General features: G+C 44.3%; 16 protein-coding genes and 1 pseudogene. 4 read left to right on the plus strand and 13 right to left on the minus strand.

What is annotated here, in order from left to right; translation table 11 throughout:
• Positions 1–17: 17 nt before the first annotated feature.
• From AC0L6V_RS06685 to AC0L6V_RS06730, 10 genes and pseudogenes are all read right to left on the minus strand, one after another.
• Positions 18–818, minus strand: coding sequence for a class II glutamine amidotransferase (locus tag AC0L6V_RS06685; protein WP_409419573.1), 801 nt, complete (start codon positions 816–818; stop codon positions 18–20).
• On the minus strand, positions 811–2,682 hold the full coding sequence (locus AC0L6V_RS06690; protein ID WP_418138867.1) for a VWA domain-containing protein: 1,872 nt from the start codon (positions 2,680–2,682) through the stop codon (positions 811–813). Before AC0L6V_RS06690 ends, AC0L6V_RS06685 begins: the two co-directional genes overlap by 8 nt.
• Positions 2,683–2,731: 49 nt before the next feature.
• Positions 2,732–3,211, minus strand: a complete 480-nt coding sequence (locus AC0L6V_RS06695; protein ID WP_265220913.1) for a YcgN family cysteine cluster protein — start codon at positions 3,209–3,211, stop codon at positions 2,732–2,734.
• Between the two features lie 17 nt (positions 3,212–3,228).
• Positions 3,229–3,522, minus strand: a complete 294-nt coding sequence (locus tag AC0L6V_RS06700; protein ID WP_409419575.1) for a YcgL domain-containing protein — start codon at positions 3,520–3,522, stop codon at positions 3,229–3,231.
• 28 nt (positions 3,523–3,550) lie between these two features.
• Positions 3,551–4,693, minus strand: coding sequence for a ribonuclease D (rnd, locus tag AC0L6V_RS06705; RefSeq protein WP_418138868.1), 1,143 nt, complete (start codon positions 4,691–4,693; stop codon positions 3,551–3,553).
• 1 nt (position 4,694) lies between these two features.
• Positions 4,695–5,288, minus strand: a complete 594-nt coding sequence (gene recR / locus AC0L6V_RS06710; protein ID WP_409419577.1) for a recombination mediator RecR — start codon at positions 5,286–5,288, stop codon at positions 4,695–4,697.
• A 9-nt stretch (positions 5,289–5,297) separates the two neighbouring features.
• Positions 5,298–5,624 (minus strand): YbaB/EbfC family nucleoid-associated protein, encoded by a 327-nt coding sequence (locus tag AC0L6V_RS06715; RefSeq protein ID WP_012070231.1) that lies wholly within the window; start codon positions 5,622–5,624, stop codon positions 5,298–5,300.
• A gap of 16 nt (positions 5,625–5,640) precedes the next feature.
• Positions 5,641–7,864 (minus strand): annotated as a pseudogene (gene dnaX, locus AC0L6V_RS06720) (DNA polymerase III subunit gamma/tau).
• A gap of 187 nt (positions 7,865–8,051) precedes the next feature.
• Positions 8,052–9,047 (minus strand): oxygen-dependent tRNA uridine(34) hydroxylase TrhO, encoded by a 996-nt coding sequence (gene trhO / locus AC0L6V_RS06725; protein ID WP_409419579.1) that lies wholly within the window; start codon positions 9,045–9,047, stop codon positions 8,052–8,054.
• A 116-nt stretch (positions 9,048–9,163) separates the two neighbouring features.
• Positions 9,164–9,919 carry a 2OG-Fe(II) oxygenase gene (locus AC0L6V_RS06730; protein ID WP_265220910.1) on the minus strand — a complete coding sequence of 252 codons (756 nt, stop codon included), beginning with the start codon at positions 9,917–9,919 and terminating at the stop codon, positions 9,164–9,166.
• Between the two features lie 28 nt (positions 9,920–9,947).
• Here AC0L6V_RS06730 and radD point away from each other — a divergent pair, with 28 nt between their 5' ends.
• Complete coding sequence (gene radD, locus AC0L6V_RS06735) at positions 9,948–11,705, plus strand: DNA repair helicase RadD (RefSeq protein ID WP_409419580.1); 1,758 nt, start codon at positions 9,948–9,950, stop codon at positions 11,703–11,705.
• Positions 11,706–11,712: 7 nt separating this feature from the next.
• On the opposite strand, the gene AC0L6V_RS06740 is transcribed toward radD, so the two are convergent.
• Together AC0L6V_RS06740 and AC0L6V_RS06745 are read right to left on the minus strand one after the other, a co-directional pair.
• Entirely contained in the window at positions 11,713–12,300 is a 588-nt protein-coding gene (locus AC0L6V_RS06740; protein ID WP_409419581.1) for a TetR/AcrR family transcriptional regulator, read from the minus strand.
• Positions 12,301–12,382: 82 nt separating this feature from the next.
• On the minus strand, positions 12,383–13,147 hold the full coding sequence (locus AC0L6V_RS06745) for a DUF1499 domain-containing protein (RefSeq protein WP_265220908.1): 765 nt from the start codon (positions 13,145–13,147) through the stop codon (positions 12,383–12,385).
• 302 nt (positions 13,148–13,449) lie between these two features.
• Between AC0L6V_RS06745 and AC0L6V_RS06750 the strand changes: the two genes are divergently transcribed.
• Together AC0L6V_RS06750 and AC0L6V_RS06755 are read left to right on the plus strand one after the other, a co-directional pair.
• Positions 13,450–13,914, plus strand: coding sequence for a DTW domain-containing protein (locus AC0L6V_RS06750; protein ID WP_265220907.1), 465 nt, complete (start codon positions 13,450–13,452; stop codon positions 13,912–13,914).
• A 4-nt stretch (positions 13,915–13,918) separates the two neighbouring features.
• The gene (locus AC0L6V_RS06755) at positions 13,919–14,161 is read left to right on the plus strand and encodes a DTW domain-containing protein (RefSeq protein WP_265220906.1); all 243 of its coding nucleotides are present in this window, start codon (positions 13,919–13,921) and stop codon (positions 14,159–14,161) included.
• Positions 14,162–14,196: 35 nt separating this feature from the next.
• Here the strand turns inward: AC0L6V_RS06755 and AC0L6V_RS06760 are convergent, their stop codons facing one another.
• Entirely contained in the window at positions 14,197–14,679 is a 483-nt protein-coding gene (locus tag AC0L6V_RS06760) for a DUF2947 family protein (protein WP_265220905.1), read from the minus strand.
• 161 nt (positions 14,680–14,840) lie between these two features.
• Here AC0L6V_RS06760 and AC0L6V_RS06765 point away from each other — a divergent pair, with 161 nt between their 5' ends.
• The gene (locus tag AC0L6V_RS06765) at positions 14,841–15,032 is read left to right on the plus strand and encodes a hypothetical protein (protein WP_265220904.1); all 192 of its coding nucleotides are present in this window, start codon (positions 14,841–14,843) and stop codon (positions 15,030–15,032) included.
• Positions 15,033–15,144 lie beyond the last annotated feature (112 nt).

Consider the following 15,144-nt stretch of genomic DNA (forward strand, 5'->3'; position numbering starts at 1 on the left):
TATTAAGCCATAATAAGTTATAGCGCTGCTACCAAGCCGTTGGCTTTGATCTGACAAATCACTTCGCCGGCATCAAAAACACACAACTCACCTGATTCCATTTGCTGCCATGTTTCGTCGTGGGTTAAGGGTTGTGTAGCGATAACAGTGACAACGTCTTTGTCTGTGGTGACTTCTTTGAAGTCGACTATGACATCTTCATCCGATAAAGTGGCTTTTTTAAACGGCGCTCGGCGGGTGATCCAGTGCAATTTGGTGGTGCAAAAACAGTATAAGCGTATACCATCGGACAGCATCATATTGAAGACGCCCATGGATTTTAACTGCAAAGCCAGTTCAGCCAGTTTTGACGATAATGCATTCAACTCTGGTTCGCACTCACCAAAGCAGGCCTGTAGGCGCTCGATAATCCAGCAAAACGCTCTCTCCGAATCAGTGCTACCCAATGGATGGTGATGCGCTATGGGTAACGAGCCAGATGACTCTAATTGACCATTGTGCGCGTAAGTCCAGGTTTTCCCCCAAAGCAAACGGTGAAATGGATGAGTATTTAACAGACTCACGGCCCCGACATTGGCTTGACGAATATGACTAATGACGATGTCACATTTCAGTGATGTCTTGCTCATCACTTCGGCCATATCTGAATCGGCGCTTGGTCTAGGGTCATGAATCGCCCATACGTAACCATCACGGTACATGGCCATGCCCCAGCCATCTTTATGCGGCCCCGTGCGCCCACCACGAGCACGCAGGCCCGAGAAGCTGAAACATATGTCTGTTGGCACATTGGCACTCATGCCCAATAACTCACACATCGTCTAGATTATCTCTCTTAGTAGATTTACGGCTTTTCATCCGGCGATACAATAAAACACCACTACCAATGATCAGAATGCCGCCGAGATTTAAAGCACCGTACATAATCCAATCTCGAGTGGTAATGCTGTTTGCTTTGTCACGGATTTTTTCCATTTGAGACGTCTCAACAACATTGGTATCCGCATTTTCTGTAGGGTCTTCAATTTCTTGCGCCTCCTCTACCACAGAAACGGCAGGTGCAAACGATACAGGGGCAACCTCTTGTTCAGAAGAGAATGGCGTCATTAGCGTGTCCGCTTCCAAAGCGTTGTTTTCTAAGGTCACGACGGCAGGATGCCCTGCTTCTCGAGAGAGACTCCAAGAAGGCGTTCTGTAATCAAATCGCAAACCAGTTTGCGTCATGCCCACCAACTTTGCTCGGACTTTTACGTTATCACCAACGGATACGGGGATCACTTTTTCCCAGTAACCTTGTCCGATTAATGGCATTTCTTCTGTCTCAATGGTGCCATTCCCATAGGAAAACTCTAATTTGATATTGGAGCGTAATACATTGAGTTTTAGATTAACGGGTTTGGCGGTAAAAACGACCAAATCGTCACCTTGACTCGCCCCGGTAAATTCAATCGCTGGATGAACTGTAAAATACTGACTCAGCTGACGTGAAAAGGTTTTGCCATCCACCAAGGTCACCAACTCATAATTACCTGGCTCAGTAATACCTACCATACGCTGTTTGAACTGACCATTTGTTCGGGCCAATTCATTGCTATAGATGGACTCTTCTGTTTCGCCACTTAATTGTTTTAAAGTTTGAGTTACCTTTAGCAGATTCAGCACGTCATCATCTTTGATCATGACATCGCTCTGAAACAATCCGATCGTTGAATAAATAGGTTCATTCACAAAAATAACGGGGGCCACTTTTGTGGCTTGTGCGCTTAAATCCGTGATAACTCTGACACTACTACGCTCTAAATCAACATTACTGACCTGCCACTCCCCTGCATCAGGATCGCGAACAGTAATTAAGGTATAATGATCGGATGTGGAAACGGATACATTCTGAGCATTAAGCAAGGACAAGGTGCTGGCATCAGGCTTGGTAATGAGTGGTTTTACATTGCTTTCATGAAAGACAACGAGCGTCAGTTCTTTGATAGCATCATCCACTAAGAAGCGATTGCCATCAAAGGGTAGCTCATCCACTGGCGCCGCTTGCGTAAAAATACGCTCAAAAACATCCAATAGGTCTTCAGGAAGGGCAACCTCTGTATGAATGGCATTTGTTCTTAGGGACAATGATTCCAACAGCGCTTTGTCTGTGTAACCCGTCATGGAAATAGTGTGAAGGTGAATCCCACGTTCTTCTAATTTGGCGGTCAACTCATTGAGAATACGATCACGGGAAGCTTTATTAATTGCTTCATCTAAGCTGATATCTACCATGCCATCCGTCACCAATATCCAATGACGATTGAAACCCGACGCCAAATCACCCGAATCTGGTGTTTCTAACAACAACTTAATAATGGCTTCTAAATCGGTTTCGACGTCTTGGGTAACATAACTGTCGACATAGCTAGCCAGTTTCGCTTTAGTGACTTTATTAACATTCGCTTCTGGCAACAATACGCGAGGCTCTTCGCCAAATAGCCAGATACCTAGCGTTGCTTGCTCTTCAGGAGCGAGGTTCGACATGAGGCGCAACGCCTCCGATGTCAGCTTATCAGGATCACTGATCAGCATACTACCAGAGGCATCCACAATAACACGAAATTGGGTATCCGCTTGACTAAGTGGTACCCAAAGAGACAGGGCAGCTGATAACAACACAGTATTTATTTTCAACCATTTCACGTCTGCGAACTCCTTGAACAATTTACTTTGTTGAAATTAGCAACCGCTATCACGTTAGATCATACGGTTCCGGCATTCCATGTACCCATTTTATAATATGAGTTTCCCATTCCTCTTCTTCAACATTATGCTCATTGACCGCATAATGTCGAACCGTTAAACCTTGACGAAGCATTTCTTTATCGCTTCCTACTACCAACGGATGCCAATTAGGCAAAGTTTTGGTTTCATGCAGTACACGATAACTACACGTATCAGGCAACCATTGAAAATCATCTATTTGGTTTGGCGTAAGCGTTATACAGCTTGCCACTTTTTCTTGTCGAGTCTCATACACTTTACACTGACAAGTCGCGATATTGAGTTGATGACAAGAAAGATTAGTATAATAAACCTCTTCCGTATCATCATCTTGCAATTTTTGCAGGCAGCATTTTCCACAACCATCGCAAATAGACTCCCACTCCGCAGGTGACATTTGCTCCAACGCAGTGGTTTTCCAAAAAGGTTCGTAACGCTTGGCAATCATTCTCTGAGTCCAACTAATTAGTACACGGCTTGCGTCGGCGTTTTATACAAATCCAGCAAATAATCATCTTTGACTGGCGGCAATTGTAGGTAAAAGCCTTTTTCTCGAATCTCACTGGCTACTTTCTCGGGTGTTGCCCGAGCCAGTTTGCTCTCGTTCGTCAACAGCATTGTCATGGCACTAATGCCTTTACCAAAACGCTCCATAAGCGCTTCTGGAATGTCTTTCAGTCCTTTGCTTTTTTCCACATACAAGTACATACCATCGTGCTTGGATGAACGAAATACTTCGACAATTAAATGTTGCTTCATAATTTTCTCTTGGCGATATCACGCCATATTAGGACTTTTTAAATTTTTCTAACACAGGGTTGACTATTTCTTCACGGCGCCAGCCCGTTAGTGCTGGGTTCTGCCAATCAATCTCAGTACCATCAAACAAATGACGTACTAATGGATCAAGCAGTTTGCGCTTCATCATGGCCTCTGGTGCTATATTTAAAGCTTCTGCTCGTTCACGTACAAAAGCTTTAACGGCTTTCGTTAGCTCTCCCGCTTGAGATGGCAGGGGAATTTCTAACGGCAATTGATACTCATCCGGTGATAATTCCTTTACTAACGCTACGTTTTGCAGAATTACCTCACCATACAAACGATGCTGACGCCCCGTTATTTCTTCTGCTTCAGAGATGGCTTTGTGGTGAGACGGCAATGTTTTCGCTAGCGACCAAAGCGTTCTATCTTTTAAAATTTGCCCTTTTGGAACATCTTCTTTTCGAGCTTGCTCATCACGCCAAATAAACAACAAACGCAAAAGAGTTAAGCTCTCAGGAGACAAACGCCAAGCGGTTTTGATGCCATCCCAGTTTTGCTCTGGGTCGGCGTTCATTTGGTACTGCCATTTCAGCGATTCACAGTCTTCCATGGCCCAGTCGAGCATATTTTTGGCGTTTAAACGCGCTATTTGCAACGGATACACTTTCGCCAAATACACCACGTCCAGCGCTGCATATCGCTTCTGGGCGTCAGTCAATGGTCGCTGAATCCAATCTGAACGTGTTTCGTCTTTAGCCACTTCAATTTGCAGGTATTCGTGGATCAGCTTCACATAGCTCAGTGACCATTGTGCACTGGCATAGGCTTCACCGATCTGCGTATCATAAAAAGGCGTTGGCAGTACCCCCAATAAACGATCAAAAACATCCATATCTTCAGAACAAGCATGAAAAACCTTCATCACAGATGGGTTTACCATTAAGTCACGAAGCGGTTGCCACTCATCAATCGTTAATGGATCAATAAGCACAGCCTTTTCACCCTCACTCACTTGAATCAACCCCGTAATCGGAAAATAGGTAGAACGTCGGATAAATTCTGTGTCAACGGCGATTACAGGCAATTGGTCCCAGTAATCGCACCAACTTGCCAACGATTCGTTATCCGCCACCCAAACAATATTCAGAGCATCATCTTGATCATTCATACTAGAGCTTCTTCCGTCCCTCTAGCGCTAAAGCCAGAGTGTTACCATCAACGTATTCCAGTTCCCCACCCATGGGCACGCCATGGGCAATACGACTGACGTTGATGTTCAATGTTTTTAATTTTTCAGCGATATAATGGCAAGTAGCCTCACCTTCCACCGTTGAGTTCGTGGCAATAATGGCTTCGTCCACTTCGTTATGCTGTACCAAACTTTCTAAACGATCCAAGCCTAACTCTTCTGGACCTATGCCATCAATTGGCGACAGATGTCCCAAGAGAACAAAATAGCGGCCAGTATAGGTGCCTGCTGACTCAATGGCGATCACATCGGCTGGTGTCTCAACAATACACAAGCGCTTGGCATCGCGTTCAGTGTCTTTGCAGATACCGCACTCTGACTCTTCCGTCAAAGTGCGGCAGCTGGAACAGCGCCCCACTTTATCTAACGCCTCTCGCAATGCATTTGCCAGTCTATCCGCCCCTTGATGATCACGCTCTAATAAATACAACGCCATCTTTTGCGCTGATCTTGGACCGACACCCGGCAAGCAACGCAACGATTCAATCAATTCTTTAATTAAGGGACTAAACAAAGCTTGCTCCTAGAAAGGCATCTTAAAGCCTGGTGGCAAAGACATGCCCGCTGTCGCTGCGGCCATTTTTTCTTTTTGAGTGACTTCAATATTACGCACAGCATCATTAACGGCGGCGGCAATCAAGTCTTCTAACATTTCTTTATCATCACCAAACAAAGAATCATCAATAGAAACACGTTTCACATCATGACGACCTGTCATCAGAATTTTCACCAAGCCAGCACCCGCTTGACCTTCGACTTCCATGTTGGCGATTTCTTCCTGCGCCTTCTGCATGTTCTCTTGCATCTGCTGCGCTTGACGCATCATGTTACCCATTCCACCTTTAAACATATCTTTGCTCTCCAAATTAAGCTTTAACTTTAACTGTATCGTAAACCAATTGTGCACCCATCGTTGTCGATAAGGCTTGTACAACCGGATGTGTATTCAAATATTCAATGGCTACCTGCAGGGCCTCTGCGCGCTTACTGGCGGCAAATTCTTCTGCAGTCACGCCTGTGGTATCTTCCACTGTGTCTATTATCAAAGGCACCGTCATGGCAAAGAAATCGCTCAGGGCACCTTGTATTTGTTCGTAACGTACTTGGTTCAGCATGTGCCCATACTCTAAAGGCACTTCAAGACGTATGCCTTGATCGCTGGCATCCACCAAACTGGAATTCATTAAAATATTCTGTACCAAGCCTGTCAAAGGCAATCGCGGTGCCACCAACCACCAAAGCTTCATCGTCAGCTGATTATAGTGGTTTAACTCGGGCAAAGGCATACCTAATGCGGGCTGGGCAATGGTATCAGGCAATTTTGACAAACGTGTATCCGGCTCTTTGCTTGCTTCGACGGCAGGTGACTCGATTGGTTCCACACCTAAAGCGTCCACTAAATCTGCTGCGGGGTTAAATGGATCAATGACATCCGCAATAGCACGCTCTTCGGCTTCCTCATCATCGTCTTCATCTTCCATCACATCGTCAGATGCTAAGAATGAATCGTCTGCGATGACAAAAGGTTTAGGCTCTGGCTGACTCTCCTTGTCTGCCTTAATCTGCTGCGCAGCAACGGACATCGATTCAGATGGCTCGTTCTGATCTAGTGGCGCATCATGCTGAGGATCAACATCCGCTGTATGAAACGACTCAACTTCTTCTGTAACAACCGCTTGCGCCATCTCATCATTATAGACACTTTCCTGATCCGTGATAGCGCTCTCAACCTCGGTATCCAGTACATCGTCAGATATGGCCATTTCTTCTGGCGACGCTTCCCACGGCGGGCGTTCCGCCGCGGACATCGGCTTTGAAGACACTTGTTCAGGAATAGACTCAGTAGACTTTACCGCTGGGACTTCAATGTCAACGGCCGATGTTTTTTTCTGCCTTCGACGCCGCCGTAGAGTCGGGTTCTGACGTTGAACTCATTGTGTCTGGCGAGCGCGTTGTCGCTGAAGAAACCACTGGTGGCACTTCATGACTGACCACCATAGGTGGCGCAGGTCGAAAGGCGATCAATCTTAACATCAGCATTTCGAAGCCTGCACGGGCAGAATGCGCCAAATGCAAATCACGGCGACCAATTAATAAGCTCTGATACATGATTTGTATTTCTTCAGAGCTAACACTGGCGGCAATACCCTGAATCCGAGCCAAATCACCCAGCTGATCCATTAATGCGCCTGGCACTTGCTGCTCTATCGCCACACGGTGCAACACATCCAATAAACTGCCACAAATCGCTGTAAAATCGGGCTGGTAATCGGCAAGCTGTTCTATTCGAGTCAAAACTTGTGCCGCATTTTTAGACGCCACACTTTCTAGCAAATCCAAGACTTGCGCCTGATTAACCAAGCCTAACATGGCGGTGACGCCCGATTCGGTAATCGTACCGTTACCAAAAGCAATGGCTTGATCTGTCAAACTCAATGCATCACGCATACTGCCATTGGCAGCCTGACCAATCTGCCACAATGCAGGTTGATCAAAATTAACCTGCTCGGTGGTCAAGACGGTTTGTAAATAATCCACCACGCGTTGCGCAGACATGTTCTTCAAATTGAACTGCAAACAACGAGACAAAATAGTAACAGGAAGCTTCTGAGGATCGGTCGTCGCCAGCAAGAACTTAACGTGAGCGGGTGGTTCTTCAAGGGTTTTTAGCAAGGCATTAAACGAGTGCGTAGATAACATGTGCACCTCGTCTATCAGGTAGACTTTAAAGCGACCGCGAGTCGGTGCATATTGCACGTTCTCAAGCAATTCACGAGTATCTTCTACCTTTGTGCGTGATGCCGCATCCACTTCAATTAGATCGACAAAACGACCTTCAGCGATTTCTCTACAGCTATCACAGGTGCCACAAGGCTCTGGCGAAATGCCATTGGTTTCACAGTTCAAGCATTTAGCGAAAATACGCGCGATCGTGGTTTTACCGACGCCGCGAGTTCCGGTAAACAAATAGGCATGATGTAAACGCTGTTGGCGTAAAGCATTCACCAACGCTTGGAGTACATGGTCTTGCCCAGCCATTTCAAGGAACGTCTGTGGGCGCCATTTACGTGCTAAAACTTGATAACTCATGATGGATACTGGCTAATAAAAAGCGATTTTTTATTGTACGGCAGTCCGAGCAATTTCGAAACCACTCTTGATGCACAGGATGACAGGTAATCGAGACAAATAACCAAAAAAACTTCACTATAAAGATCAACAGCTTGGATTTAGAAACCATTTTGCCCGACCACGTCAGGCAAAATGTTTAACATCTCTAATTTGCTTTTGCTTCACGCACTTTGCGCTGACGCTCTTTTTCTAGGGCTTTTTCTAGACGATGCTTCTCAACGGCATCCAGTACTTCAGCCCCAATATGCTCTTCGCCTCGCGCACGAGCAAGTTGAACCTGACGCTCACGCTCAATAAAACGTTGGCGTTGTTCGTCCGTGAATTTATCAAAGCAATGCACACAGCTTACGCCTTGAACATAACGTTCATCTTGTTTTTCTGCTTCTGTGATTGGCATACGACACGCATGACATTGGTCGTACTCACCTTTTTTCAGATCGTGATTGACAGACACACGATTATCAAAAACAAAGCACTCACCTTCCCATAGGGTTTCTTCTTTTGGAACTTCTTCCAAGTACTTTAAGATTCCACCTTCGAGGTGATACACCTCTTCGAAACCTTGCTCTAGCATATAAGCGGTGGATTTTTCACAACGGATACCACCAGTACAAAACATAGCGACTTTCTTATGTTTAGTCGGATCCATGTTCTCTTTCACATAGGATGGAAACTCACGGAAGGTTTCTGTCTTTGGATTAATGGCGTTTTTAAACGTACCGATTTGCACTTCGTAATCGTTTCGTGTGTCGACCAATACGACATCTGGATCAGAAATCAGCGCATTCCAGTCTTTTGGTTTTACGTAGGTGCCGACCACGCGTTTCGGGTCAATGCCCTCTACACCCATGGTAACAATTTCTTTCTTCAGTTTTACCTTAGTACGGTAGAACGGCATTTCGTCATCGTAAGATTCTTTACTAACAATGTTTTTAAGACCAGGCTGTTGATCCAACCAAGCTAACATGGCATCAATACCTTCACGAGCCCCCGCAACCGTACCATTAATACCTTCACTGGCAAGCAACAAAGTACCACGGATACCATTATCTTCTAGGGTCTTTTGTAAGGGAGCACGAAGGGATTCAAAGTTCGGCAATTCAACGAACTTATACAAGGCACACACTACGACTTTTGACATATTTTTCTCCTATGCGATCTGGAACGTAAAACCAGAGCAATTAAACACGGCGCGCATTATAGAGATTTATAGAGCAATTTTCGAGGAAAAATACATAAATAGCTTAAAGCAAGACTCTATTGATCCGGATCTAACACCGTACCCGTGGTATTGTTCACGCGGAACCAGCCAGCAATACTGTGTCGAGTACGTTTAGCCACTTTTACCTCATGATAAAAGCACTCACTGAGAAACACCGCCAAGCGGCCTTTCTTTGGAAAAAACCGTCCGACTTCAATGGATGGGTCATTTTCGTCGTAAATCACCAGCTCACCACCATCGCCTTCTTGCCACTCCTCGTTCAAATACAACACCGTAGATAAAATACGATTACTCTCGCCTTTAAACGCGTCAATGTGCTTTTCATAAAACGCACCCTCTTCGTAACGAGCAAAATGCGCCTCATAATCAAACAACCCAAGAAACAAACGACGATTGAGCGCGACACGCAATTCCGCCATCATTTTTAAAAAATCTTTACGGATTGGCTTATCAGGATCAATCCATTGAATGTAATCACGGCGCGCATCCAAGACAATTTGATGGTCTTGTTTTCGACCCACACCCGCTTGAAGCATAAAAGCATTTTGTATGCTTTCTGCTTCATCCATAAGCGCTTGGGTGAAGTTAGTAGAAAAAAATTCATCTTGAACACTCCAACCTTTCGTTTGCAAATCCATCAATAGATTTTCAAACGGTTCTTCACGGCTAAAAGCAGGAATAGAATTCTCAACATAAAGATGGGGGGCTGGAAACACATGGGTAGACATAGATAGATTAATCACTTCTAAAAAGGCAAAATAACGTAGGCTGTTATGATACTGTAGCCACACACACAAAACACCAAGATTTCGCCCTTTTATGACCCAAACCTTTCAATTACGCGACTATCAGATACAAGCCGTAGACGCCTGTTTGGCGCATTTTCGTCATACTAATGATCCTGCAGTTATTGTACTTCCTACTGGCGCAGGAAAAAGTTTGGTCATAGCAGAACTCAGTAGATTGGCAAAAGGTCGTGTCATTTGTTTGGCTCATGTCAAAGAACTTGTCGAACAGAATCACGCAAAATTTGTCGCAACAGGCACGTCGGCGGGCATTTTTTCAGCCGGGCTAAGACACAAAAACAGCACAGAAAAAACCACTTTCGCCAGCATTCAATCCTTATCTGCCAATCTCTCTGATTTCAACGCTCCAGCCAGCTTAATTATTATCGACGAATGTCATCGCGTTGGCATAGAAGACGAAGGTCAATACCTCAAGACCATCGAGCATTTTCGCACACTGAATCCACAAGTAAAAATTCTTGGCTTAACCGCCACACCTTACCGCTTAGGCAGCGGATGGATCTACCAACATCATTACCATGGCTACACTCGACATTGCCCTGATGGATTTTTCAAAAAATGCATTTTTGAACTCCCCTTGCAACACATGGTGAAGAAAGGCTATTTAACACCGCCAATTCATTATGACGCGGCCATCGCTCATTATGATTTTAGCCTTCTAACAGAAAGCCTGGATGGTGAGCAAAATACCGACGATATCGCGTTAAATGAACTTATTCACAAACACCCACGTGTGACACAAGCCGTCACCGAACAGATCCTTCAGCTTAGTACCGATCGACAAGGTGTGATGATTTTTGCCGCGACGATTGATCATGCGAAAGAAATTGCCGGGTACCTACCTGCCGACAAAACCGCGCTCGTGACAGGCAAAACCAAGCTAAAGCAACGGGACACCTTGATCTCAGCATTTAAAGCCAAAGAGATTAAATTCCTCGTCAATGTATCGGTATTAACCACTGGATTTGACGCGCCACATGTGGACGTTATTGCTATTTTACGTCCAACACAATCCATCAGCCTATTTCAACAGATCGTTGGCCGAGGGCTACGCTTAAGCCCAGATAAAACAGACTGTCTCGTCTTGGATTACACGAACAACGGCTACAATATTTTTCAGCCTGAAATTGGCGAAAAGCGTCCCACTCAAGATTCCGTTGCGGTACAAATTCACTGTCCTGCCTGCGATTTTGCCAACACCTTCTGGGGGAGAAAAGACGCTGAAGGCAACATCCTTGAACATTTTGGGCGCCGCTGCCATGGCTTAATCGAAGTGGACGGTATAGAAGAACAGTGCACCTACCACTTTCGATTTAAGCGCTGCCCCTATTGCAATGAAGAAAATGATATCGCCGCACGACAGTGTCAACATTGCGCTGAAAAACTGATCGACGCCGACGACATACTCAGAAGCGCGCTCAACTTAAAAGACAACAAAGTACTGCGCTGTGCTGGCATCACACCCAAAATAGACAGCAAAGATAAGAGTCTTAAAATCACCTACCATGATGAAGACGGCTTAACTCTATCGGAAACATTTCGTTTTAACTTTAAAAAGTCACGAAAAATGTTTAATGATGTCTTTGCACGCAGAATAGCCAATGGCAGCCAATCTATTGAGTTTGAAACGCTTGAAGAGGTAGAACGCTTTTTACCTTACTTACCAATACCCGACTTTGTAATCGCTAAAAAACAAACACAACATTGGCAAGTCACTGAAAGGCTGTTTGATTATCAAGGTCCATATCGCAAAGCCAACCATCTCAATTAAAACATAATTAACCGCGATTTTTTAAGGCGCTTCGATAAGACATCTCAAAGGGTAAGTTCAATTTTTTCAAATGCTCAATGGCCTCCTGCCCCAAAATACCTTTCGGCACAGCGTTTAATAAAACAAACCAATAATTAGCAATCATATTGTCTGCAAAAATACTTGCCGTCTTGTCGTCCACGCCAACTTGCTTAAATCGCTTGATAATACCGTCTGAAATCACCGTCATCTGCTTGGTGTGAAATCCACCTTTAGCCAAGCTATCTAAAAGCACCAGTCGTGTAAATTCTGTATACTGATCGTAAAAATCAAACAACACTTGTGCCATTTGCAACAGGTAATCAATTGGGGAAGCACTGGCTTTTTGAGCAACCACTGCCGCACGCAGCGCCGCATCCATCTCATCAAAAAAAATATCTTTTACCAACGCCAATTTATCTGGGAAATGAACAAACAAGGTACCTACAGCAATACCAGCCTGATCACTTAAGTAACGCGTACTGGTGGCTTCAATGCCTTGGGTTAGAAATGCTTGCTTAGCAATGGTTTTGATTTTGGATCGGGTATTGGCTTTTTGTTGTTGACGAAGACTCACTTTCACGTTCCCCCAAGTAAGAAGTTAGGAGAGTCTAGCCTGTCTGATTTTCAATGACGAGTGCAATTTACTATATGAAACGTTAGCGCAAGGAATTCACACTAGGCATACTGGGTTTATTCAAAGCATCGGACAGGTCTTTCATGAAAGATTCAATACGCTCAGCATTCACGCCAAAATCACCACTTCCAACTCTTGAGCAAGAGCGCATATCGACACGAACCAGTCCATTTTCTACCTGAGTAATACGAATAACAACATCATCACGAAACCCAAAAATTGGCGTACGGGCCGTCGCTTCAATAATGCCTGCTCCAGCATACACAGCAACAACATCCCAACCACGCTCATCCACTAACGTTGCCGCAGCACTGTAAACCACTGATTTTTCTTTTGAAGAAAACAAAGGTTGAACATTGGGATAATATTTGGCTTGAATCGGTGCCCATTCACTGTTGTAGCTTAATTCATTCTCTTGGGAGCTGCGGATAAAATTCACGTTAAGAAAAGTAGGAGGAACTTCTGTATCAGTTGTGATGTCATTGATATCGGGTAGGCTGGCACGCTGTAAATAAAAGCCAATCCACATAAGACTGTAAACCAGCGAAACGAGGAGTACGAGAATAAAAAAACGTCGACTAGCGAGATTACACTCTTTACGACAAGCGCCCAACGATAAAGCCGCAAGCAAGGATAAAAGTAACGAAGCAACCACACTTTTTCGCAACATGGAAAAGCCCGTTATTGGTTCAAAAATTCCAACACGAACACCGGCAATGGAGATAAATGCAACACACCCTACTAGCATGAGAAGAATGTATAAGACCGGAGAGATATAACGACTCATAGACAGCTCATAACGGAAAAATAATATCTCACACCATATCGCGACTTGATGACAACGAACAGAAGCAACAAGCCTGTTTCAACGCATTCCTTTGTATTTGCATATTTTCCGTAAACTTTTCGCCAACAAAGACTAAAGATTAGCAATCCTTAGTTACAAATTTAAACAATTAAGCCACTATTCGTCATCAATCTGCCCTATTCCCTATCATGGCGCCACCGAACAAAACCCGAAAAAGTTTACCTAGACATCCAAAGCAAAAAATCGATAATAGCGCGCCGTCAGAATAAAAGATCTTATCCATGAAAACATCACCCAACAAGCATTGTGTCGATTTGTTACGTGAGCTATGTAAAACAGAATCGATTCGCCCCTTCACAGCAAGAGGTTCAAGGGCGGCTCGCTGCCCCCACTGTCTAATGACAGAGTTTGCTTGTTTTTGCCACTTAAGGGAGAACCAAACTTCTCCTGTAGAATTTATTTTGCTTATCCATCGCGACGAAATTCACAAACCGACCAACAGCGGTCGGCTCATTGCCGATTTATTCCCAGATGACACTCAAGCTTATCTTTGGAGTAGAACTGAGCCGCAACAAACATTGCTTGATCACATAGCAAACAAGCAAGGCAATTGCACAATATTGTTCCCCAACACGGAAAAAGCAAAAGAACAGAAAAGACCGTTTCGAAGCGTGATCCCATCAAGCGCCAAGGGCGATGACAAGCACACTTTTATTATCTTGGACGGAACACTGGAAACAAGCTAGCAAAATGTTTCACCAAAGCAATTGGCTAAAAAACATTCCACACTTTGAAATTAACAGTGAAGCACAACGCTCTTTTCTTGTTCGACACTCCAGTCATGAAATGCAATTTGCCACAGCGGAGGTAACAGCCATGCTCTTGGACACATTAGGGCACAAAGAACACAGCCAACAACTACTCAACTATTATAAAGCGTTTAACCAGCACTGCCTGATCAGTCGACAACGTGGCGGAAACGCCCAAATCTAAAACGCAATGACGAGATTTTTTTATTTCAATCGACATCAAGATTCTCTGAAAAGTAGATTCACCCAACCATTTGAATAAAACTGTGCGGCTTGCTTTTTCTTTTTACCGACTAAAATCGGCCCATTATCCAAAAACAAAAACGCCTTCCAAGTCCGCTTAAATACGCCCCAAGAAAGTTCAAACACCAACTCATTATGACAGCAAAAATACACCGTGGTATCGTCACCCCAAGCAGAGAAATGCACTAAAAGCTCATCAGGTAATTCAGCCCGATCACTGTCCCACGCTTTTTCCCATTGAAGCTTAGTCACAGGCAGCTGTGACGTGGTTTTTTTCAACCAATCGCGCTCGGTAAAATGATCTGGATGCACTTGTTCATCACTAATGTAATCTCGCCAAATCTGCCCTGCACGCTGCTCACTTAGCAAGCGAATAGCCTGTAAATCTTCTGGCTCTACTTTTGGATCGTTACGTTTAAAAATCCAATTTTTTGAAAAATGTTCTAACGATTGGTACAAGGAAGTGTCCTTTAGTGAATGAAAACGCCAACAAATCAAATGATGAAAAAAACTAACCTAACAAGTGAAAAAGGATCGTTTGTTCAATCGGTCAAGCTTCTCTAATATTAGTATTGTTGTAATAAAACAACATTTCTTAAATAACCAACTTGGAGAATACTATGGACTCTCAACAACAATACGAAGCATTACTAGCAAAATGGGGCTATGCCGACACAACTGTTGAAGATCACGCTCGCCGTCAAAGACGTGCTCGTCGCATCAAAGCCGTTGTCACTTTCTTCAAAAACGCATTCAAAGCGATCAAAAAAGAAAGCGCTCGCCCACAGCAACTTAGTCAAGCAAGTAACTAAGTGCAAAAAGAATAACCCCCACAACAATGGGGTGCTAGTATAGCGTAAAGTGTTAGTTTTTTTTAAGGGGAGAAAAATAATAAAACCTCCCTCCCTTCCTTAACCTCCTCAA

It is taken from the genome of Marinomonas sp. G8-14, assembly GCF_055808935.1.